Raw genomic sequence first — 20693 nt, 5'->3', positions numbered from 1 at the left:
TGACTAGCTTCACTCGAAGCTAGTCAGTTTTTCATATCAAGAAAATGGGGCTCAACTTCTATTCCTACCCCAATATGTTTATCGGTGGGAATAGCGGTTGAGCTTTTTTTATTTCCAATAGTCAAAGGTGTTCGTCAATGTCCCGTACTATTATGCTTATCCCTACAAGCGCTGGTGTTGGTCTTACTAGTGTTAGCATGGGTGTTCTTCGCGCTATGGAGCGTAAGGGCGTAAGTGTTTCTTTCTACAAGCCAATCGCTCAACCTCGTAGCGGTGGTAACCAACCTGATTTAACGTCTACTATCATCAGCGCAAACAGCGACATTAAGATTGGTGAGCCAATCGCAATGACTAAAGCTGAAGCTTTGATCGGTAGCGAAAAAATGGACGAGCTTCTAGAGTCTGTTGTTGAGCAATACAACAAGATCAACAAGGACGCAGAAGTAACGCTTATCGAAGGTCTAGTACCTACTCGTAAGCACCCATTTGCTAACCAAGTGAACGCGGAAATCGCTAAAACACTAGGCGCAGAGATCGTATTCGTTGCGACTCCGGGTACATACAACCCTATTCAGCTTAAAGAGCACATCGAAGTAGCATGTTCTAACTTCGGTGGCACTAAAAACAAGAACATATCAGGCGTTATTATTAACAAACTGAATGCTCCTGTTGATGAAGCTGGCCGTACTCGCCCTGACCTTTCTGAAATCTTCGATGATGCAGATAGCGCTCAACAAGCGAACCTTGAAGTAATGCAAATCTTCAACTCTAGCCCTATCCGTGTTCTTGGCTGTGTGCCATGGAGCATCGACCTAATCGCTACTCGTGCGGTTGATATGGCTAAACACCTTAACGCTGAAATCGTTAACGAAGGTGAAATCTCAACTCGTCGTATTAAGAGCATCACTTTCTGTGCACGTTCTCTACCGCACATGATTGAGCACTTCAAGCCAGGTTCACTGCTAGTAACTTCTGCAGACCGTCCTGACGTTATCGTTGCTGCGGCTCTTGCTGCGAAAAACGGTGTTGAAATTGGCGCAATCCTACTGACTGGCGGTTACGACATTCCAGAAAGCATTGCTAACCTTTGTGCACCAGCATTCGCTTCAGGTCTACCGATCTTCAAGGCTCAAGGTAACACTTGGCAGACATCTCTTAACCTACAGAGCTTCAACCTAGAAGTACCTGCAGACGATAAAGAACGTATCGAATTCGTTAACGATCACGTTGCTAGCCACATCGATGGCCCTTGGATTGATTCTCTATCTGAAGGTACTCAAGGCATTCGTCGTCTAAGCCCACCAGCATTCCGTTACCAATTAACTGAATTTGCTCGTAAAGCGGCTAAGCGTATCGTTCTTCCTGAAGGTGATGAGCCACGTACTGTTAAAGCAGCTTCTATCTGTGCTGAGCGCGGTATCGCAACTTGTGTGCTTCTTGGTAACCCAGACGAAATCCGTCGCGTTGCTGCACAACAAGGTGTTGAACTAGGCGCTGGCGTTGAGATCATCGATTCTGCATCTGTTCGCGAAAACTACGTAGCTCGTCTAGTAGAACTTCGTGGCGCTAAAGGTATGACTGAAGTTGTTGCTCGTGAGAAGCTAAACGATTCAGTATTCCTAGGCACTATGATGCTTGAAGCGGGTGAAGTTGACGGCCTAGTTTCTGGTGCTGTTCACACAACGGCGAACACAATCGTTCCTCCGTTCCAGATCATCAAGACGGCTCCTGATGCTTCTATCGTATCTTCTATCTTCTTCATGCTTCTGCCTGATCAAGTGCTTGTATACGGTGACTGTGCGATCAACCCAGATCCAACAGCGGAACAGCTTGCTGAAATCGCTATCCAATCTGCAGATTCTGCTGCAGCATTCGGTATCGACCCACGTGTTGCTATGATCTCTTACTCTACTGGTGAATCTGGTAAAGGTGCAGACGTAGATAAAGTACGTGAAGCAACCAAACTTGCTCAAGCGAAACGTCCTGATCTCGTGATCGACGGTCCTCTTCAGTACGACGCAGCAATCATGGAAAACGTAGCCGCTTCTAAAGCGCCTAACTCTCCAGTTGCAGGTAAAGCGACAGTATTCGTATTCCCAGACCTAAATACTGGTAACACGACTTACAAAGCTGTACAGCGTTCAGCAGACCTAGTGTCTATCGGTCCAATGCTTCAAGGTATGCGCAAGCCAGTAAATGACTTGTCTCGTGGCGCTCTAGTAGATGATATCGTTTACACAGTAGCTCTAACGGCTATCCAAGCAGACCAAGCAGCTCAAGCTGAAGAAAAAGTAATTAACTAATTTTTCTTTTGTAGAAAGCAAAAACCCTAGATTCTTATCTAGGGTTTTTTTATGTCTAACGCTTAAGGTTATTTGATACTTTTAAGATTAATCTAGCCTCGCCCATGGGCTGACTCTAAATCTAATGCTGGTCCTTTGGGCACAACTTGAGTTGGGTTGATACCTGTGTGGCTGTAATAGTAGTGACGCTTGATGTGATAAAAGTCGGTCGTCTCTTTGATGCCTTCGATCTGGTAGAGCTCTTTTAAGTAACCTTGAATATGGACGTAGTCTGAAATTCGCTGCTTGTTACACTTAAAGTGGCCAACATATACTGCATCGAATCGAACCAGAGTGGTAAACAATCTCCAGTCTGCTTCTGTGATGTCATTACCCGCGAGATAACGATGTTCACTAAGATGTACATCTACTTTATCTAACGCCCCAAATAACGCGTCATACGCTTCTTCATAAGCTTCTTGGGTAGTTGCAAAGCCAGTACGATAAACGCCGTTATTAATGTTTGGATAGATGTAGTCATTCCACTCATCAATCTTCTTGGACAACTCCCACGGATAGTAATCATCGGTGTTGCCTGTTAGCTCATTAAATTCTGAGTTGAACATGCGGATAATTTCAGAGGACTCGTTACTCACGATGGTATTGGTTTTCTTGTCCCATAGCACTGGAACCGTTACTCGGCCTGAGTAGTCAGGTTTGGCTTGAGTGTAGATTTGGTGCATACGAGTATGACCAAACAAAGGTTCAGGCAAACCCATTTGCCAGCCTTCGCTCATCATATCGGGGCAAACCACTGTCACGTCAATATGATCGGTTAGGTCTTTTAGCTCTCGGAAGATAAGAGTGCGGTGCGCCCAAGGACAAGCTAACGATACGTATAGGTGATAACGACCACTTTCTGGCTGAAACTGCGCACCAGCTTTGTTCTCGATCCAACTGCGAAAGCCCGCATCTTCACGAACAAACTTACCACCGCTTTCTTTGGTGTCGTACCACACATCGTGCCAAACACCTTCAACTAACTTGCCCATATCCAAACCTCTGTCATCCAAAATTTCTTATACCAATCACAGTAAGTAAATGTTCAGAAATAGCACAGAGAAAAGGCTTGAGAACAAGGAAGAATTTTTATGTTAGTCGTTATTCTACAATCAAAAATTCTAACGCCGTTATCGAGCGTTTTAACAAGCTAGGATGAGCAGTTATTTACTACGATTGGTATTAGTATAAGAAAAGCCCACTTTTTCAAAACTAGAAGAAGTTGGCTTAGTTGTTCAAATTATTTGAAGAAGGTTGTTTTAAGGGAATCTTGGACACAAAAAAAGCGCAACTCCTAAAAAAGTTGCGCTTAAGCCTGTCACAGGCTGAACCGTTTTAAATAGGTTCTAGACTTGTACGTGCAAGCAAGATACTGCGTGTACGTCATCGCCTTGAATGGTTGGCTTGGTTTGCGCACAGGCCTCGGTTGCTTCAGGGCAACGAGTACGGAACACACAACCCGATGGTGGATTAATTGGTGATGGGAGATCACCTTCCAGCATCTGAATCGTTTTGCTGCGCTCTAAGCGTGGGTCTGGAATCGGAACTGCAGACATCAATGCTTTGGTATATGGGTGTTTAGGGTCTGAGAACAAGGCGTCTGATTCACCTAGCTCAACAGCATTACCTAAGTACATCACTAATACACGGTCAGAGATGTGTTTCACAACCGACAAATCGTGCGCGATGAATACCAAAGACAAACCTAACTCTTTCTGTAGTTCCATAAGAAGGTTAACTACTTGAGCTTGGATAGAGACATCCAGAGCAGAAACCGGCTCATCACAGATGATCATCTTAGGTTTCAAGATAAGTGCACGTGCGATACCGATACGTTGACACTGACCACCAGAGAATTCATGTGGGTAACGGTTGATTACGTTTGGTAGTAGGCCAACCTTTGCCATCATCTCTTTAACTCGGTCCTTCACTTCTTGTTTAGAAAGTTCAGGGAAGAAAGTCTCTAGAGGCTCAGCAATGATGTCACCTACTGACATACGTGGGTTTAGCGATGCGAGTGGATCTTGGAAGATCATCTGAATCTCTTTACGAGTCTCACGACGTTTCACTTCTTGCATCTTAGTTAGGTCCTGACCTAACCACATCACTTGACCTTCAGTCGCTTCAACCAAACCGATAATTGCGCGTGCAAAAGTCGACTTGCCACAACCAGATTCGCCCACTACACCGAGCGTTTCGCCTTCGTAAAGGTGAACATCCACACCATCAACCGCTTTAAGGTTTGATGGTTTAGCCCAAGGCCAAGCTGACTTAGCCGCAATGCTAAAGTGAACTTTAAGGTTTTTAATATCTAATAGTAATTCTTTACTCATTTTGTCCAAGTCTCCCAATCAGAAAAACAAGCACGCTGACGATCTTTAGCAAATGGCTGCAAAATAGGTGCTTCTTGCTTACAACGGTCCATTACACGGTGACAACGGTCTTGATAAGGACAACCAGTTGGTAGGCGAAGTAAGTTGGGTGGGTTACCTGGAATCGTCGGTAGAATTTCACCTTCGGTATCCAAACGAGGAATCGCTTTAAGCAAGCCTTCCGCATAAGGGTGGCTAGGCTCATAGAAGATTTCATCGACTGTGCCGTATTCCATGGTACGGCCAGCGTACATCACAAGTACCTTGTCACATGAACCTGCAACTACACCCAAATCGTGGGTGATCATGATGATTGCCGTGTTGAACTCATCTTTCAATTCGTTCAGCAATTCCATGATTTGCGCTTGAATAGTTACATCCAAAGCGGTTGTTGGTTCATCAGCGATAAGCAGTTTAGGACGACACAATAGTGCCATTGCGATCATCACACGCTGACGCATACCACCAGAAAACTCGTGTGGGTACATGGTGATACGCTTGCGTGCTTCAGGGATTTTCACCGCTTCCAGCATGCGTACTGATTCTTCAAACGCCTCTGCTTTACCCATGCCTTTGTGCAGCATAAGTACTTCCATCAGCTGATCACTTACTTTCATGTAAGGGTTCAGTGATGTCATCGGATCTTGGAAGATCATCGCGATCTGTTCAGCACGAACTTTGTTCAGTTCTTTCTCTGGAAGGTTAAGAATCTCTTTACCTTCAAACTTTGCGCTACCCGAGATGATGCCGTTCTTAGCCAGCAGACCCATGATAGAGAATACAGTTTGTGATTTACCTGAACCTGACTCACCCACGATACCCAGCGTTTCGCCTTGGTTGAGTGAGAAGTTCAGATCGTTTACTGCGGTTACGATACCATCTTGCGTGGTAAATTCGACGCGCAGATCTTTGACATCTAATAAGCTCATTATTGCTTCCTTAATCTTTTATAGCTTTTAATTGCTATTTCTTTATCTGTCTTTTGGATCAAGCGCGTCGCGCAGACCATCACCTACGTAGTTAAAGCAGAACAGCGTAACTACCATGAATGCCGCTGGGAATGCCAGTTGCCAAATAGCAACTTCCATTGTTTGCGAGCCTTCTTGTAACAGCGCGCCCCAACTTGTCATAGGCTCTTGAACACCAAGACCAAGGAAAGATAAGAATGATTCTGTAAGGATCATGCTCGGGATAAGCAGCGTTGAGTAAACCGCAACAATACCCAATACGTTCGGTACGATGTGACGTGTAATGATTTTCCATTTGCTAACACCACATACGTGCGCAGCCTCAATGAATTCTTTACTACGTAAACTCAACGTTTGGCCACGTACAATACGCGCCATATCGAGCCAAGCAATCGCACCGATAGCAACGAAGATAAGTACGATATTACGACCAAAGAATGTCACCAGTACGATAACTAGGAACATGAATGGCACTGCGTATAGAATCTCCAGGATACGCATCATCACTCGGTCAGTACGACCGCCAATGAAACCTGAAGCCGCACCGTAAAGCGTACCTATCAGTACCGCTACGAATGCACCCATCACACCAACCATAAGAGAAATACGGCCACCGATCATCGTACGAACGTATAGGTCACGACCTAAACTGTCAGTACCAAACCAGTGATCAGCATTTGGACCTACGTGCATTGCGTACCAGTCAGTATCATCGTAAGCATGCTGCGCCAACATAGGTAAGAAGATTACCGATAGCACCATGATAATTAGGATAAACAGACTGATCATTGCCGCTTTGTTACGCATAAAACGAATACGCGCGTCCTGCCACAAACTACGACCTTCAATTTCCAAACTCTCAGAGAATTTTTCGATCGCTTCTAAGTTTTCTTTTTTCTTCAACATAACCATGCGTCCCTGCTAGTAGCGAATTTTCGGGTCAATAAGCGCTAGTAAAATATCAACGATTGCGTTGAACAAGATGAATAGGAAACCAATCAAAATGGTTACACCCATTACTAACGAATAATCACGGTTAAACGCGGCGTTAACAAACAGCTTACCGATACCCGGCAGGCCGAAGATGGTTTCAACAACAACAGAACCTGTGATGATACCTACGAACGCAGGCCCCATGTATGAAACAACAGGTAACATTGCTGGCTTAAGCGCATGTTTAAGAACGATATAACGGTAGCTTAGACCTTTAGCACGAGCAGTACGGATAAAGTTACTGTTAAGGGTTTCAATCATGCTACCGCGAGTGATACGAGCAAAGGTTGCTACATATAAAAGAGACATCGCGATAACGGGTAGGACGATGTACATGTACGTACCACCGTGCCAACCACCTGCTGGAAATATATGCCAGTGCAGAGAGAATAGGTAAATAAGCGCTGGTGCCAACACGAAGGATGGCATCACCACCCCGAGCATGGCGGTCGACATTATGGTGTAGTCGATCCAGGTGTTGTGCTTCAAGGCGGCAATGGTTCCGACCGTTACCCCCATCAATAATGTGAAGATAAAGGCAACAAAACCTACCTTCGCAGATACTGGAAGTGCAACAGCGATCAGCTCATTTACTGTGTAATCTTGGTATTTAAAAGATGGACCAAAATCACCCTGAAGGATGTTGGTCAAGTACGTGGTGTACTGTTCAAATACAGGTTTATCTAAGCCGTATTTAGCTTCGATGTTAGCCATAACTTCTGGCGGTAATGGACGCTCGCTTGAAAACGGGTTACCCGGTGCGAAACGCATGAGAAAGAAAGATATAGTGATCAACACCAACATGGTTGGAATCGCTTCAAATATCCTTTTCATAATGAATTTAAGCATAAACTCACTCTTTCAGTCTGTGACAATTAAAATTAGAAAGACGCTACATGCGCGCCCTGCGCATGTAGTGTCTGTATCGTTATAGTTATATTAACTTTTTAGAATCGAAGCTCTTATTATTGAGCTTTGATGTAGAGATCTTTTGAGTAGATTTTTTCTTCCGCATTATTAGTTGGGAAGCCACCTACATGTGGGTTAAGTAAACGCGTTTTAACGTACTGATAGATAGGAGCAATAGGCATATCGTTCGCCATTAGCTTTTCTGCTTCTAAATACAGTTCGTTACGTTCTTGTTCTGAAGTGGAGTTAATAGCCTTGTCTATCAAAGTGTCATAATCACGATTTCCCCAGTGTTGGCCGCCTGTCGTGTTAGCACTTACCATCAAGGTCAAAAATGTAGACGCTTCATTGTAGTCACCACACCAGCCTGCACGAGCTACTTCAAAGTTGCCAGTATCTTTAGAAGATAGGTAAGTTTTCCACTCTTGATTTTCAAGCGTAACCTTAAGACCCAGTGTCTTCTTCCACATAGAACCTAGCGCTACAGCAACTTTCTTGTGATTCTCATCAGTGTTATATAAGAGGGAGAACTCAAGAGGATTGTCTTTTCCGAAACCCGCTTCTTCAAGAAGGCGCGCCGCTTCAGCATTACGTTCTTTTTGAGACATTTTACCGTATTGAGGAAGCTCAGGATCGAAGCCCGCAGTAATTTCCGGCGTGAGGAAATACGCAGGTTTCTGTCCTTGCCCCATGATTGCACCAGCGACTATGTCACGATCAATCGCATAAGAAATAGCCTTACGTACACGAACATCATCGAAAGGCTTTTTCTTAGTGTTAAATGAGTAGTAGTAGCTACAAAGGTTACCCACAACGGATAGATCTTCTGGATGTTCTTTTTTCATACGCTTGAAATGCTCAATTGGCAGATCATCTGTAAAGTCGATTTCACCAGATAGGAAACGGTTCATTTCCGCTACTTGGTTTTCGATTGGTAGGAACGTTACTTTGTTTAGAACCGTCTTATCATTGTTCCAGTATTGGTCGTTACGCTTTAGAACTAAACGCTCGTTAACAACCCATTTATCAACAGAGAATGCACCGTTACCAACGAAGTGGTCAGGCTTAGTCCATTGATCACCGAATTCTTCAACAGTAGCCTTGTGTACTGGCTTCATTGTTGTGTGGCCCATCATCATTACGAAGTATGGTACCGCTGTTTCTAATTCAACAACAAGCGTGTTTGCATCTACAGCTTTAACGCCTAGCTCACTCTTGTCTTTCTTGCCCGCTACGATGTCCTTCGCATTCGCCATCTTGGTATATTCCATGTACCAAGCGTATGGAGAAGCCGTTGCAGGATCAACTGCACGTTGCCAGCTGTAAACGAAATCTTCAGCTGTTACAGGATCGCCGTTAGACCATTTTGCGTCTTTACGTAGGTGGAAAGTGAATGTTTTGTTGTCTGTCGTTTCCCAGCTTTCAGCAACACCAGGGATAGTATTACCGTCGCCGTCTTGGTTCACTAGACCTTCTAGAAGATCACGAATTACGTGAGATTCTGGTACACCTTGAGATTTGTGTGGGTCGATAGTCGCAACTTCAGTACCGTTACCGCGAACAAGTTCCTGAACTTTTGCTAGTTCTGTACCTGCTGGAACTTCAGCAGCGATAGAAAGAGTAGAAGTGGCAGCCACTGCCAAACCAGCACCTAGAAGAAGGGCCTGAGTGATTTTATTCTTGTACATTTAATAAACTCCAAGTTTTACGTATTGCATCCATGACTTCTTTGCTAAGTTCACTGAACGGCAGTGATTTAGATTTATTTAGCTCAAAATTTAAGCATAAAAATCTAAAACCTTACAAAGATTGAGGCACACACTATCAACCATTGAAGTAATTTGCCATAAACAAGTCGCAAAAAATCGGATAATTCTCCGAATTACTCAAGGTCATAGTGTAAATCTCTAATAAAAACCTAATGAATAGTGAATTACACATAGGGATTTATTAAAAAACAGCCTTTACTGTTGATGTATCTGAATTGATAATTTTATTTAGCATCTTATGCTAGAACACTGTCGGCAAATTAACATTAATGCCACATTAAATCTAATTGCACATCACATATCCCCTAAATAGACTCCACTATTTGTGAGGATTATCACTTTATACAAAACAGCATAAAGCACTACACCAAAACAGATTTGGAAATGCACCAAGACAGACAAAATCACGCATCGAATTTATATGCAACCTGAGTGACTAACCATTTATTAATACCCCACTTATTTATAAATAACTTTGTTGCACGCACAAAAAAGCCGACCTCAATAGTCGGCTTTCTTACTATCTACGTCCCAACCTGAAATACACTTTCACGTTAAGAGCGAAGCACGCTAGGGAGTGGATTATTTCTCCCAACGCTCCGCTGCTTTCGCGTCGGAGTCTCGGGAGTCAACCCAACGAGTCGCCTCAGTAGTACGTTCTTTTTTCCAAAACGGCGCTTTGGTTTTCAGAAAATCCATAACAAACTCACACGCTTCGAAGGCAGCGCCACGGTGTGCACTGGATACACCAACGTAAACAATCTGGTCACCGATATCTAGGTCACCAACGCGGTGAATCACTCGCATCTTCTGGATAGGCCAGCGCGCTTCAGCTTGGTCACAGATCTCGCTCAGCGACTTCTCTGTCATACCCGGATAGTGCTCTAGAGACAAACCAATCACGTTGTCGCCAAGGTTCATGTCGCGAACTTTACCAACAAACGTCACAACCGCTCCCGCAGATGTGCCTTGAGCTAGATAATCGTATTCGCCACCCACAGAAAAATCTTCAGCAGTCACTAATACTCTTGGATCAATAACTCGAGAGTCATTCATGGCTAACCTCCAGTAACAGGTGGGAAGAAAGCCACTTCGTCGCCGTCTTTCACTTCAGTCGTCAAAGGTACGATTGATTGGTTAAGCGCAGCCAGAAGCTTGCCCTCTTCCAATGCGATATCCCATTTGCCTTCTTGTGTTACAAGGTGGCTGCGAATCGCTTCAATCGTCTTGAACTGCGTATCAACTTCAACGCTATCAACACCGACAAGTTCACGAGTTTGAGCAAAGAACAGTACAGTAATCATGATTCCACCTTGAAGTGACCTGATTTACCGCCGGTCTTCTCTAATAGGCGTACATTCTCGATAACAATGTCTTTCTGAACAGCTTTACACATATCGTAAATAGTTAGGGCAGCAACAGAAGCAGCCGTTAGCGCTTCCATCTCTACGCCTGTCTTACCAGCAAGCTTACATACTGATTCGATTCGAACCTTGTTTTCAGACTCGATTGCCTCAAGCTGAACTTCGACCTTAGTTAGCAGCAAAGGATGACACAATGGAATCAAGTCCCACGTCTTCTTCGCCGCTTGAATGCCAGCAATACGTGCCGTTGCGAAAACATCACCTTTATGGTGGCTGCCAGAAACAATCAGCTCTAGCGTTTCTGCTGACATTTGGACGAAAGCTTCTGCTCGCGCTTCACGTACTGTCTCTGCTTTAGCCGATACATCGACCATGTTCGCTTCGCCAGACGCGTTAATGTGGGTAAATTGGCTCATGCTCAAACCACCTTATACAGAAAGATGTGGCATGAAATTACAAGGACGGTGGCTAGCATCCATCTGTTGCTTGATGATCTTAGTCCAACCTGTGCGGCACGCACCTGTAGAACCTGGCATCGCAAAGATAACTGTGTGGTTAGCAAAGCCCGCAATCGCACGAGATTGAATCGTCGATGTGCCGATCTCTTCGTAAGATACTTGGCGGAAAAGCTCACCAAAGCCTTCTACTTCTTTGTCGAATAGTGGCTTAAGTGCTTCAGGCGTGCTGTCACGAGATGTGAAACCCGTACCGCCAGTGATCATAATCGCTTGAACGCTGTCATCAGCAATCCACTGAGATACGATCGCACGGATTTTGTACATGTCATCGATAACAATTTGCTTATCAACCAAGTTGTGGCCTGCTTCTTTAGCGTGTTCAACTAGGTAACCACCTGACGTGTCATTTTCTTCAGTACGAGTATCTGAAACGGTTAGTACTGCGATGTTTGCTGCTTGGAATTTGCTTTCTGCGTGACCCATTTGTTCACCTATATAAATTTTTCAATTATGAGGGCGTGTTGACCTTTCGTGATTAAATTTTGTTCGAGATAAAAGCGTTTTAATCGCGGCGAGGGGGAAGTAGCCTAGTTATTCTAAGCAAATCTCCCTCAACAAAGAGTAAAACGCTTTTAGCCGAACCCTTCGGGCAGCGTTTGCTGGTCATTTCTACTACGTTATCGGCTTCTCATGTAGGCTAGCTACACATCAAAGCCTCTGCCTTATATAAATACCCAGCAACTCGCTGAAAAAATCAGCTCGAAAGAGCAACACGCCCTAGACTGATTCGCCCAGCTTAAAGAAGCTGAGCGATAAAATGCTTTAGATTATATAGCGGGTTAACCGCCGATTGACGCCAAGTTTGGAGTCATGCCGCTGTTGCCATCATGCAAGAAGTGGCTAACGGACTTGGTTTGAAGCTGAGCCTGAATTCGATCAATGAGCTCTTGCTCTTGTTGATCTTCTTGAATCAGATCTCTCAGTTCAACACCGTGGTCGCCAAACAGACATAGGTGAAGTTTACCGGTCGCAGAAACACGCAGTCGGTTACAACTCTCACAGAAGTCTTTCTCGTAAGGCATGATCAAACCAATTTCACCCTTGTAGTCTGGGTGGACAAACACTTGTGCTGGGCCATCGTTAACCGCTTTGACTTTTAACAGCCAACCGTTAGCAATAAGCTGATTGCGAATCGCAACGCCAGATACATGGTGTTTATCGAACAACTCGTCCATCTCGCCAGTTTTCATCAGCTCGATAAAACGTAATTGAATAGGTTTGTCTTTGATCCAATTAAGGAAGGCTGGTAATTCCTGACTGTTGAGGTCTTTCATCAATACAACGTTGACTTTGACTTGTTCATAGCCAACCTCAAACGCTTTATCAATGCCTCGCATAACCTCAGTAAACTTATTCTCACCAGTGATCTGATGGAACATACGTGAATCTAAACTATCCACGCTCACGTTTATATGGGTTAAACCAGCATCACGCCACTGCCCTACTTGTTTCTCCATGCGGTAGCCATTCGTTGTCGTGGCTACTTTTTCGATGCCTGGAGTAGAAGCAACGGTATGTATGATTTCAGGAAAGTCTTTACGCAGACTCGGCTCTCCACCTGTAATGCGGATCTTTGAGGTACCACAATCTGCAAACGCTTTTACAACGCGTTTGATCTCGGGAACACTTAAAAAAGACGAGTTTTTTTGCCCTGACGGTTTGTAACCATCCGGCAAGCAGTAAGTACATTTAAAGTTACAGACGTCTGTAACCGACAAGCGCAAGTAATAAAACTTGCGATGGAATCTATCTTCGAATTGTTGCGCCACGGAACACCTTTCCAAACACGGGAGGCATAATCATTTCCAATTAAGCCCTTGTGACAACATGTCACTGGCTCTTGATGCGTATCGGTACAGCAAATACCACTGTGCGACTTAGCATGCGAGAGCTCGGAGTTATGGCAACTGCACGTTATATTCACACGCGCAGTAGCTGAGTAATAAAATACTTAATATTTGTACGTGAATCTAGCTCTGATGACAAAAAACGGGTCACATCGGCAAAAAAAACGTATCAAACCCTCAAAATAACTCTTGTTGAGTATCTGACGAGAAGCATTTAACCTAAATTATAGTTGGTAATAATCTAACAAGAACAAAAAATGAATATTTACGCTTCAAAGAAAGTCGTCGCAATCGGTGGAGGCCATGGCTTAGGTCGCATGCTTGCTGCATTAAAAGACTTTGGTAGCAATGCGACTGGCATTGTTGCAACAACAGATAACGGTGGTTCAACCGGACGAATTCGAGACTGCCAAGGTGGTATCGCTTGGGGAGATACTCGTAACTGTATCAACCAATTGATCACTGAACCTTCCATCAGCTCGATGATGTTTGAGTACCGTTTTCGCGGTCAAGGTGAGCTGGATGGTCATAACCTCGGCAATCTGATGCTTACTGCCTTAGACAACCTTTCCGTTCGCCCATTGGAAGCAATTAACCTAATTCGAAATATGCTCAAGGTCGATGTCAATATCGTCCCGATGACCGAGCACCCTTCCGATCTCACCGCGCTATCAATGGATGGTCGTTGGGTTACGGGTGAAACCAACGTTGACGACATGACAGAAAAACTGCGCATGATGGACTTGTCTCCAGAAGTGCCTGCAACCAAAGAAGCTGTTGCTGCAGTTGAACAAGCCGACTGTATCGTTCTTGGACCCGGCAGCTTTCTGACCAGTGTTATGCCCCCTCTTCTCCTTCCTGAGATTGGGAAAGCCATCGCTGAGAACACCAAGGCTAAGGTTATTTTCATCGAAAACCTGTCGCCAGAGCACGGCCCTGCAGGAAAAATGACGCTTCAAGAACAATTGGAGTGGTGTGAACGTACCTGTAAGGCAAGAAAAATAGACATTGTACTGGGCAATGAACCACACCCTGAATTAGAAGGGCAATGGAATTGTGTGACCACCGATCTTGCCTCTCCTAATCGAGATTGGCGACACGACCGTTTAAAGCTTCAACAAGCGATTCGGGCTCAACTGGCTTAGTGGCTTAGTGGCTTAGTGGCTTAGTGGCTTAGTGGCTTAAGCTAAACACCAGAAGCCGGTAAAAACAAAAAAGGAGCATGATGCTCCTTTTTTAATATCTGCTTATGCCACTATCAACCGTTTTAGAGATCCGTCATCAACTGCTGATATTCCGTGTACGTTGATAACAGAAGTTCTTGCATATCTTGAAAATCAACCTCTGTCACGGGTAACGCTTGTTTCACTTTTTCATCCACACTAATCGCAAAACTACACAAAGAATCTGCGCCAAAGCTCGCGGCGCTGCTCTTTAAGGCATGGCTAATGTCGGCCAGATACTTCGATGTATCCGTGTCTTTATTGAGATCTAGGTGCTCATAATATCCTTTCAATTCACCTAAAAATATTTCCAGTAACACTGGGACATTCTCTTGCCCGATTTCACCGGCAAGTTCATCAACCTTTTGCTGATTTAATACTTTCATCATCGTTCTTTCTTATTGTTTGGTGACTACTGTTTCGCATTCCACGTTTGCAATTTACGGTAAATCGTCGATGGACTGACATCCAAAAAGCCTGCCGCGCGAGGGATGTTACCATCACACGCTTTTATGGCCTGTTCGATTGCCGTTTTTTCAGTGATCCACAATGGGAAAATATCTTTTACCGTGATGTCTTCATTCTGCTTCTCTTTCAATCGCAGACTGTTTTCGATCGGTTGATTCAATGGTGGCGGAAGCATGTTCAGAGTAATCTCTTTACCATTATTCAATACCACCACATTTCGTAATACGTTTTGTAGCTGGCGAACGTTACCCGGCCACTCGTATTGATTAAAGCGATCCAGCACTTCCTGAGCAAAACGCACAAAGGCCTTACCTTCCTCAACAGACATATAGCCCAGCAGCGAGTACGCAATTTCAATAACATCTTCCCCACGCTCACGCAGTGGCGGCAAGTGCAGAGGAATCACGTATAAACGATAGTATAAATCTTCTCTAAAGCGACCTTCTTGTACTTCTTTCCAAGGGTCACGGTTGGTAGCACAAACAAAGCGCACATCAACGCTCTTCATTTTCGAAGAACCCACTTTTTGAAAAGTACCGGTTTGAATGAAACGCAGAAGCTTGGTTTGCAGATCAAGATCCATTTCGCACAACTCATCGAGGAACAGGGTTCCACCATCTGCGAGTTCAGCAGCGCCTTGACGATCCGTTGCCGCGCCAGTAAAGGCTCCCTTAACGTGACCAAACAATTCACTTTCAATCAAATCTTTAGGAATAGCGGCACAGTTAATCGCGATGAAAGGCTTGTCGCCACGCTTACTCGCAGCGTGAATCGCTTCTGCACACACCTCTTTACCGGTGCCACTTTCACCTGTGATGAAGATACTCGCCTTACTTGATGCTGCAGAATCAATCGTTCGGTAGACCTGCTGCATGGTTTGGCTGCTACCAATGAAGCCTTGATAGTTTTGATTACCGGGATGTTCAGCGCTGTTTTTGAGTTTTGTCGCTTTGCGGATCGCGTTGTTCACCGTAATACGAAGTCGGTCGGCTTCACACGGTTTGATAAGGAAATCTTGAGAACCATGACGCATCGCTTCAACGGCCGTATCGATCGAGCCGTGAGCCGTCATAAAGATCACAGGAACTTCTGGGTATTTTTGTTTTACAGCAAATAGCACGTCCATACCCGTCATATCAGGTAGACGTAAATCTAATAAAATAAGGTCTGGGATTCGATGATTCAAACTCTCGATTGCATCGCGGCCAGTACCAACAATGTTAATATCAATTTCGAGCGGTGTAAGATACGATCGATATAACGCTGCTACCGACGCGGTATCTTCTACCATTAACAAATACTTCGATTTGTTATCTAACGTTTTTGATTGCATATACTAGCCATTTATAATTTGCATTTCTTATTATAATCGCATTCCGCTTTGCATTATGCAAATTAACCACACTATTTATACTGTGTTCGTTTGCTTGCTTCAAACAATCAATGTGTTATCTATGTGGCACGAACGATGCAGTTATCTAACCGACCTTCGGGTCACCTAGCCAACTGACGTTGTTAGTGGACAGAGTGTTCACAAACGTAAGCCAGTAGAACATTTACTACTGGCTGTTTTTTGCCTGAAACACTCTCAATTCTTGTATTGAGGGGAACAATTCTTCGAATGGAAAGTGAGATTAGCTGTTGGTAATAAACTGCTTTCTTAGCTGCTCAATTTCATCACGCTTTTGTGCGGCCAATTCAAATTCTAGATTCTGAGCATGCTGATACATCGCAGCTTCTAGCTTGCTGATCTCTTTATCAAGCTGTTGTGGAGTCAGTACGGCATAACTTTCAGAAGGCTCTGCCACCTTAGATAGAGGAACTTGCTTCGATTGGCGCTGCTGCTTCGACTTGGTTAGATCACCCAACTCCATAATGTCTTTGATATTACGTTTAAGCGCTTGCGGCGTAATACCTTGCTCTTCGTTATAGGCCTGCTGTTTCTCTCTACGGCGGTCGGTTTCATCAATCGCCTTTCTCATTGACTTAGTAATCAAGTCACCATATAGAATTGCTCGACCTTCCAAATTACGAGCTGCACGGCCAATGGTCTGTATCAAAGAACGCTCAGAACGTAAGAAGCCCTCTTTGTCCGCATCAAGAATCGCCACAAGCGACACTTCAGGCATGTCTAAACCCTCACGAAGTAAGTTAATACCCACTAACACGTCGAACTCGCCCAAACGTAGATCTCGGATGATCTCTACACGCTCAACGGTATCGATATCCGAGTGCAAGTAACGCACTTTAACGCCGTGTTCACTTAGGTATTCAGTTAAGTCCTCTGCCATTCGCTTAGTTAGCGTCGTGACAAGTACACGCTCTTCTTTCACTGAACGTATTCTGATTTCAGACAAAAGGTCATCAACCTGAGTCGCGACTGGCCTTACTTCGATAATTGGGTCTAACAAACCAGTAGGACGCACCACTTGATCAGCAATCTCACCGTCTGATTTTTCGATTTCGTAATTGCCTGGCGTGGCCGACACAAAAATCGTTTGCGGGGCTATAGACTCAAATTCTTCAAACTTCATTGGACGGTTATCCAGTGCCGAAGGCAGACGGAAACCAAATTCAACCAAGGTTTCTTTACGAGAGCGGTCACCTTTATACATCGCACCAATTTGCGGCACGGTCACGTGTGACTCATCGATAATCAACAGACCATCATCAGGCAAGTAATCAAATAACGTCGGAGGCGCTTCCCCTTCAGCACGGCCACTCAAGTATCGTGAATAGTTTTCGATACCAGAACAGAAGCCCAGCTCGGTCATCATCTCGATATCAAACTGAGTTCTTTGAGAGATACGCTGTTCTTCTAGAAACTTATTATTGTCTTTTAAATATTGAGCTCTATCACGCAACTCATCCTTAATCTTCTCAATCGCTTCAAGGATTTTCTCTCGTGGAGTGACATAGTGCGTTTTTGGATAAACCGTAAAGCGAGGCAGGTCTCTTTGCTTAACCGCACCAGTTAGTGGGTCAAAGATACTGATGCAATCCACTTCATCATCGAACATTTCAATTCGCACGGCATCTTGGTCAGATTCAGCCGGGAAGATATCAATCACTTCACCACGCACGCGGAATTGACCTCGTTCAAATGCGACGTCGTTTCTTGAATATTGTAGCTCCGCCAAACGGCGCAAAATATCACGCTGATCCATGACCTCACCACGACTCAAGTGAAGCATCATCTTCAAATAAGACTTTGGGTCACCAAGACCATAGATAGCCGATACAGACGCGACGATAATAGCGTCTTTTCTTTCCAGTAAAGCTTTGGTAGCCGACAGCCTCATTTGTTCGATATGAGCGTTCACAGATGCATCTTTTTCGATAAATGTGTCTGTGGTTGGAACATAAGCTTCAGGTTGATAGTAATCGTAGTAAGAAACAAAATACTCAACGGCATTGTTTGGGAAGAAAGACTTCATCTCGCCATACAACTGAGCCGCCAACGTCTTATTCGGCGCTAACAGGATTGCTGGTCTTTGCGACTGGGAAATGACGTTGGCAAGCGTGAAGGTTTTACCAGAGCCCGTTACCCCTAATAGAGTTTGATGTGCCAAACCAGAATCTAATCCATCTAATAATCTGGTTATCGCTGTCGGCTGGTCACCGGACGGGCTGTAGTCCGATACCAAATCAAAGAGTTTACTCATAGGTTGCCATTTCCATACTGTGTATTTAATCAGGTCATTGTCACTCTAGGAGCCATGTCGTTGCAACTATTATCTAGAGAAATGCATCTTAAGATTAGATATCAGTGATAGCTTTTACTTTTAGAACTTGGTATTATCCGTGCCCTTGCAAGATCTCCTCAGCTCAATTACTCAATTTTTAATCCACTACTTTTCCCCAAAAAATCTAAAAATAGCACTTGTTTTACTGTTCAATCTAAAACCTTTAAAAGTTATACAATCGTGATATTTCAATAAAAACCTTTTAAATACATCACATTAACTTAGATTTTTACATTTTCAGATTTATCCCAATTATTGTTGTTAAAGTTTCACGCACATACTTATCCACAATTTTGGTGGATAACTAAAGCAAAGCTAAATCTGATAAGGCGTCCAAGAAAGTAAAGTTTTTTAAATTATTTTTTTCTGCTATTTTTTATTGACAGAAATTCAGACTATTATTAAAATTCGCGTCGCTAACAAGCAATTCCCCTTTAGTTCAGTTGGTAGAACGGCGGACTGTTAATCCGTATGTCGCAAGTTCAAGTCTTGCAAGGGGAGCCAAATCCAGAAAAAAGCTCAATCGAAAGATTGGGCTTTTTTCGTATATATGCCCCGTCCTGAAATGTGTTTACACATTGAGGACGAATTATGGCTACTTCAAATAATACCTACGTTAAGCGCACTCAGCGTGATTACACACTAGGCTTTAAATTACAGGTCGTCGCCGCTGTAGAAAGAGGCGATATGACATATAAACAAGCCCAAACCATTTATGGCATCCAAGGCCGTTCAACTGTTTTAACTTGGCTTCGAAAGCACGGTAAGATGAATTGGGCGCAAACTCCAAGGATGAATACCATGCACCAATCAACTAAGCCTAAAGAGTCACCAGCACAGAAAATAAAGCGCCTCGAGAAAGAGCTGGAAGACGAAAAAATCAAGAATCTCTTTTTAAATAGAGTGGTTGATATTCTTGATGCTGAACACGGAACTAGCCTCAGAAAAAAGTATCTCACCAAGGAGCAAGAAGCCTTCAAGAACAAGAAGGAATGAGTTTAGTTCGAGTATGTAAGCTATGCGGGATAACGAGACAAAGCGTTTATCAACGAGAAAAGCGAGCTGTTCATCGACAGTTGGAACTTAAACCCATCAAACAAATGGTGTTGGATATTAGACGTTATATGCCTCGGATTGGCACGAGAAAGCTCTACTTTTTACTTAAGCCAAAGTTGCAAGAACAAGGTATCAAGTTAGGTCGAGATGCTCTTTTCAACTACTTACGTGATGAACGGTTATTGGTAAGACCTAAACGTAGTTTTACGAAAACGACAAATAGTAAGCATTGGATGAAAAAACATCCGAACTTATTAAAGAACTACAAACCATGCACTCCAGAGGGTGTGTTAGTAAGTGATATTACCTATATCCAATCAGATGAAGGCATTCACTATCTCTCATTAGTAACTGATGCGTTTAGTCGGAAAATTATGGGCTACGAGCTGAGCAACGAAATGAAGGCGACGGATGTTGTGAAAGCGCTAGATATGGCTATTAAGGGGCGTCAATATCATCGTTCGTGTATCCATCACTCTGATCGTGGTCTCCAGTATTGCTCCGGTGTTTATCAAGATAAGTTGAAAAGTAGCGGCATAAGCCCCTCGATGACAGACGGTTATGACTGCTATCAAAATGTATTAGCAGAGAGAGTAAACGGAATACTGAAACAAGAGTTCTTACTTGATAAGTGTAAAAACCTCGGAGAGCTTAAACAACTAGTAAAAGAGTCTATAAGTACCTATAACAATATGAGGCCGCACCTTAGTCTCAGGATGAAAACTCCAAATGAGGCGCATGAAAAAAGCCAACAGCTGACGCTGTTGGCTTAGTAGAAATACTGTCAACGTATTTTAGGACGAGACAATAACTGCGACTAACTTGTTCCAAGTTAATGTCACACCCGAATCGTCGGACCGCCCCTCCCCGCCCGCGTTCAAGTCTCGACAAGGGTGCAAAATTTAGAGAAGCCGCATCACTCGATGCGGCTTTTTGCGTTTTGGCTACAACAGAACTCTATAAGCTCGTTGCTAATTACTAATTACTAATTGTTAGTTGTTAGTTGTTAGTTGTTAGTTGTTAGTTGTTAGTTGACTAACATCCATAAAAAACGCCTCACAAGGAGTAATGCCGTTCACTTAAGAGTGAACGGCATTTTTGTTCTTAGCATACCGTTG

Annotated in this window: 17 protein-coding genes, 1 tRNA gene and 1 riboswitch; of the genes, 4 read left to right on the top strand and 14 right to left on the bottom strand. The window is 43.9% G+C overall.

Going from position 1 to position 20693, the window contains the following annotated elements:
- The first annotated feature begins 137 nt into the window (after positions 1–137).
- Positions 138–2303, top strand: a complete 2166-nt coding sequence (gene pta, locus ED652_RS18605; RefSeq protein WP_102266328.1) for a phosphate acetyltransferase — start codon at positions 138–140, stop codon at positions 2301–2303.
- A 92-nt stretch (positions 2304–2395) separates the two neighbouring features.
- On the opposite strand, the gene ED652_RS18600 is transcribed toward pta, so the two are convergent.
- From ED652_RS18600 to moaA, 11 genes are all read right to left on the bottom strand, one after another.
- Entirely contained in the window at positions 2396–3334 is a 939-nt protein-coding gene (locus tag ED652_RS18600; protein ID WP_122055759.1) for a glutathione S-transferase family protein, read from the bottom strand.
- A 354-nt stretch (positions 3335–3688) separates the two neighbouring features.
- Entirely contained in the window at positions 3689–4675 is a 987-nt protein-coding gene (gene oppF, locus ED652_RS18595; RefSeq protein WP_162929962.1) for a murein tripeptide/oligopeptide ABC transporter ATP binding protein OppF, read from the bottom strand.
- Entirely contained in the window at positions 4672–5643 is a 972-nt protein-coding gene (locus tag ED652_RS18590) for an ABC transporter ATP-binding protein (RefSeq protein WP_052878992.1), read from the bottom strand. Before ED652_RS18590 ends, oppF begins: the two co-directional genes overlap by 4 nt.
- Positions 5644–5685: 42 nt before the next feature.
- Complete coding sequence (gene oppC / locus ED652_RS18585) at positions 5686–6588, bottom strand: oligopeptide ABC transporter permease OppC (protein WP_065111287.1); 903 nt, start codon at positions 6586–6588, stop codon at positions 5686–5688.
- A gap of 15 nt (positions 6589–6603) precedes the next feature.
- Positions 6604–7524, bottom strand: a complete 921-nt coding sequence (gene oppB / locus ED652_RS18580; protein WP_004734022.1) for an oligopeptide ABC transporter permease OppB — start codon at positions 7522–7524, stop codon at positions 6604–6606.
- A gap of 116 nt (positions 7525–7640) precedes the next feature.
- The gene (locus tag ED652_RS18575; RefSeq protein ID WP_122055757.1) at positions 7641–9272 is read right to left on the bottom strand and encodes an ABC transporter substrate-binding protein; all 1632 of its coding nucleotides are present in this window, start codon (positions 9270–9272) and stop codon (positions 7641–7643) included.
- Positions 9273–9935: 663 nt separating this feature from the next.
- Entirely contained in the window at positions 9936–10409 is a 474-nt protein-coding gene (gene moaE, locus ED652_RS18570; protein ID WP_102472645.1) for a molybdopterin synthase catalytic subunit MoaE, read from the bottom strand.
- 2 nt (positions 10410–10411) lie between these two features.
- Complete coding sequence (moaD, locus tag ED652_RS18565) at positions 10412–10657, bottom strand: molybdopterin synthase sulfur carrier subunit (RefSeq protein ID WP_065103215.1); 246 nt, start codon at positions 10655–10657, stop codon at positions 10412–10414.
- The gene (gene moaC / locus ED652_RS18560; protein WP_004734026.1) at positions 10654–11133 is read right to left on the bottom strand and encodes a cyclic pyranopterin monophosphate synthase MoaC; all 480 of its coding nucleotides are present in this window, start codon (positions 11131–11133) and stop codon (positions 10654–10656) included. Before moaC ends, moaD begins: the two co-directional genes overlap by 4 nt.
- Before the next feature lie 12 nt (positions 11134–11145).
- Positions 11146–11658 carry a molybdenum cofactor biosynthesis protein B gene (gene moaB, locus ED652_RS18555; RefSeq protein WP_122055756.1) on the bottom strand — a complete coding sequence of 171 codons (513 nt, stop codon included), beginning with the start codon at positions 11656–11658 and terminating at the stop codon, positions 11146–11148.
- 356 nt (positions 11659–12014) lie between these two features.
- Positions 12015–13004 carry a GTP 3',8-cyclase MoaA gene (gene moaA / locus ED652_RS18545; protein WP_017632500.1) on the bottom strand — a complete coding sequence of 330 codons (990 nt, stop codon included), beginning with the start codon at positions 13002–13004 and terminating at the stop codon, positions 12015–12017.
- Positions 12993–13145: riboswitch (molybdenum cofactor riboswitch) on the bottom strand. Its footprint overlaps the gene before it by 12 nt.
- 194 nt (positions 13146–13339) lie before the next feature.
- Here moaA and ED652_RS18540 point away from each other — a divergent pair.
- Positions 13340–14227, top strand: coding sequence for a YvcK family protein (locus ED652_RS18540; RefSeq protein WP_065111000.1), 888 nt, complete (start codon positions 13340–13342; stop codon positions 14225–14227).
- Between the two features lie 122 nt (positions 14228–14349).
- Here the strand turns inward: ED652_RS18540 and luxU are convergent, their stop codons facing one another.
- The 3 genes from luxU to uvrB form a co-directional block, all read right to left on the bottom strand.
- Positions 14350–14694, bottom strand: coding sequence for a quorum-sensing phosphorelay protein LuxU (gene luxU / locus ED652_RS18535; protein ID WP_122055755.1), 345 nt, complete (start codon positions 14692–14694; stop codon positions 14350–14352).
- Between the two features lie 23 nt (positions 14695–14717).
- On the bottom strand, positions 14718–16106 hold the full coding sequence (gene luxO, locus ED652_RS18530; RefSeq protein ID WP_122055754.1) for a quorum-sensing sigma-54 dependent transcriptional regulator LuxO: 1389 nt from the start codon (positions 16104–16106) through the stop codon (positions 14718–14720).
- 301 nt (positions 16107–16407) lie between these two features.
- The gene (gene uvrB / locus ED652_RS18525) at positions 16408–18438 is read right to left on the bottom strand and encodes an excinuclease ABC subunit UvrB (protein WP_122055753.1); all 2031 of its coding nucleotides are present in this window, start codon (positions 18436–18438) and stop codon (positions 16408–16410) included.
- A gap of 509 nt (positions 18439–18947) precedes the next feature.
- Here uvrB and ED652_RS18520 point away from each other — a divergent pair.
- Together ED652_RS18520 and ED652_RS18515 are read left to right on the top strand one after the other, a co-directional pair.
- A tRNA-Asn gene (locus ED652_RS18520) sits at positions 18948–19023 on the top strand.
- Positions 19024–19110: 87 nt separating this feature from the next.
- Positions 19111–20348 (top strand): IS3 family transposase gene (locus ED652_RS18515; protein WP_122055752.1). Its coding sequence is split into 2 segments (ribosomal slippage): positions 19111–19483 and positions 19483–20348, totalling 1239 coding nucleotides; the frame shifts between segments, so codons are not numbered across the junction.
- The last annotated feature ends 345 nt before the right edge of the window (positions 20349–20693 follow it).

The organism is Vibrio sp. Evd11 (genome assembly GCF_900382755.1).
GTDB classification, from domain to species: Bacteria; Pseudomonadota; Gammaproteobacteria; order Enterobacterales; family Vibrionaceae; genus Vibrio; species Vibrio lentus.
The sequence above is the reverse complement of the archived record's forward strand: the minus strand, read 5'-3'. Positions and strand labels throughout refer to the sequence as shown.

Coding starts and splice junctions, on each gene's coding strand:
- pta (WP_102266328.1), top strand. CDS start 138: ATGTCCCGTACTATTATGCTTATCCCTACAAGCGCTGGTGTTGGTCTT.
- ED652_RS18600 (WP_122055759.1), bottom strand. CDS start 3,334: ATGGGCAAGTTAGTTGAAGGTGTTTGGCACGATGTGTGGTACGACACC.
- oppF (WP_162929962.1), bottom strand. CDS start 4,675: ATGAGTAAAGAATTACTATTAGATATTAAAAACCTTAAAGTTCACTTT.
- ED652_RS18590 (WP_052878992.1), bottom strand. CDS start 5,643: ATGAGCTTATTAGATGTCAAAGATCTGCGCGTCGAATTTACCACGCAA.
- oppC (WP_065111287.1), bottom strand. CDS start 6,588: ATGTTGAAGAAAAAAGAAAACTTAGAAGCGATCGAAAAATTCTCTGAG.
- oppB (WP_004734022.1), bottom strand. CDS start 7,524: ATGCTTAAATTCATTATGAAAAGGATATTTGAAGCGATTCCAACCATG.
- ED652_RS18575 (WP_122055757.1), bottom strand. CDS start 9,272: ATGTACAAGAATAAAATCACTCAGGCCCTTCTTCTAGGTGCTGGTTTG.
- moaE (WP_102472645.1), bottom strand. CDS start 10,409: ATGAATGACTCTCGAGTTATTGATCCAAGAGTATTAGTGACTGCTGAA.
- moaD (WP_065103215.1), bottom strand. CDS start 10,657: ATGATTACTGTACTGTTCTTTGCTCAAACTCGTGAACTTGTCGGTGTT.
- moaC (WP_004734026.1), bottom strand. CDS start 11,133: ATGAGCCAATTTACCCACATTAACGCGTCTGGCGAAGCGAACATGGTC.
- moaB (WP_122055756.1), bottom strand. CDS start 11,658: ATGGGTCACGCAGAAAGCAAATTCCAAGCAGCAAACATCGCAGTACTA.
- ED652_RS18540 (WP_065111000.1), top strand. CDS start 13,340: ATGAATATTTACGCTTCAAAGAAAGTCGTCGCAATCGGTGGAGGCCAT.
- luxU (WP_122055755.1), bottom strand. CDS start 14,694: ATGATGAAAGTATTAAATCAGCAAAAGGTTGATGAACTTGCCGGTGAA.
- luxO (WP_122055754.1), bottom strand. CDS start 16,106: ATGCAATCAAAAACGTTAGATAACAAATCGAAGTATTTGTTAATGGTA.
- uvrB (WP_122055753.1), bottom strand. CDS start 18,438: ATGAGTAAACTCTTTGATTTGGTATCGGACTACAGCCCGTCCGGTGAC.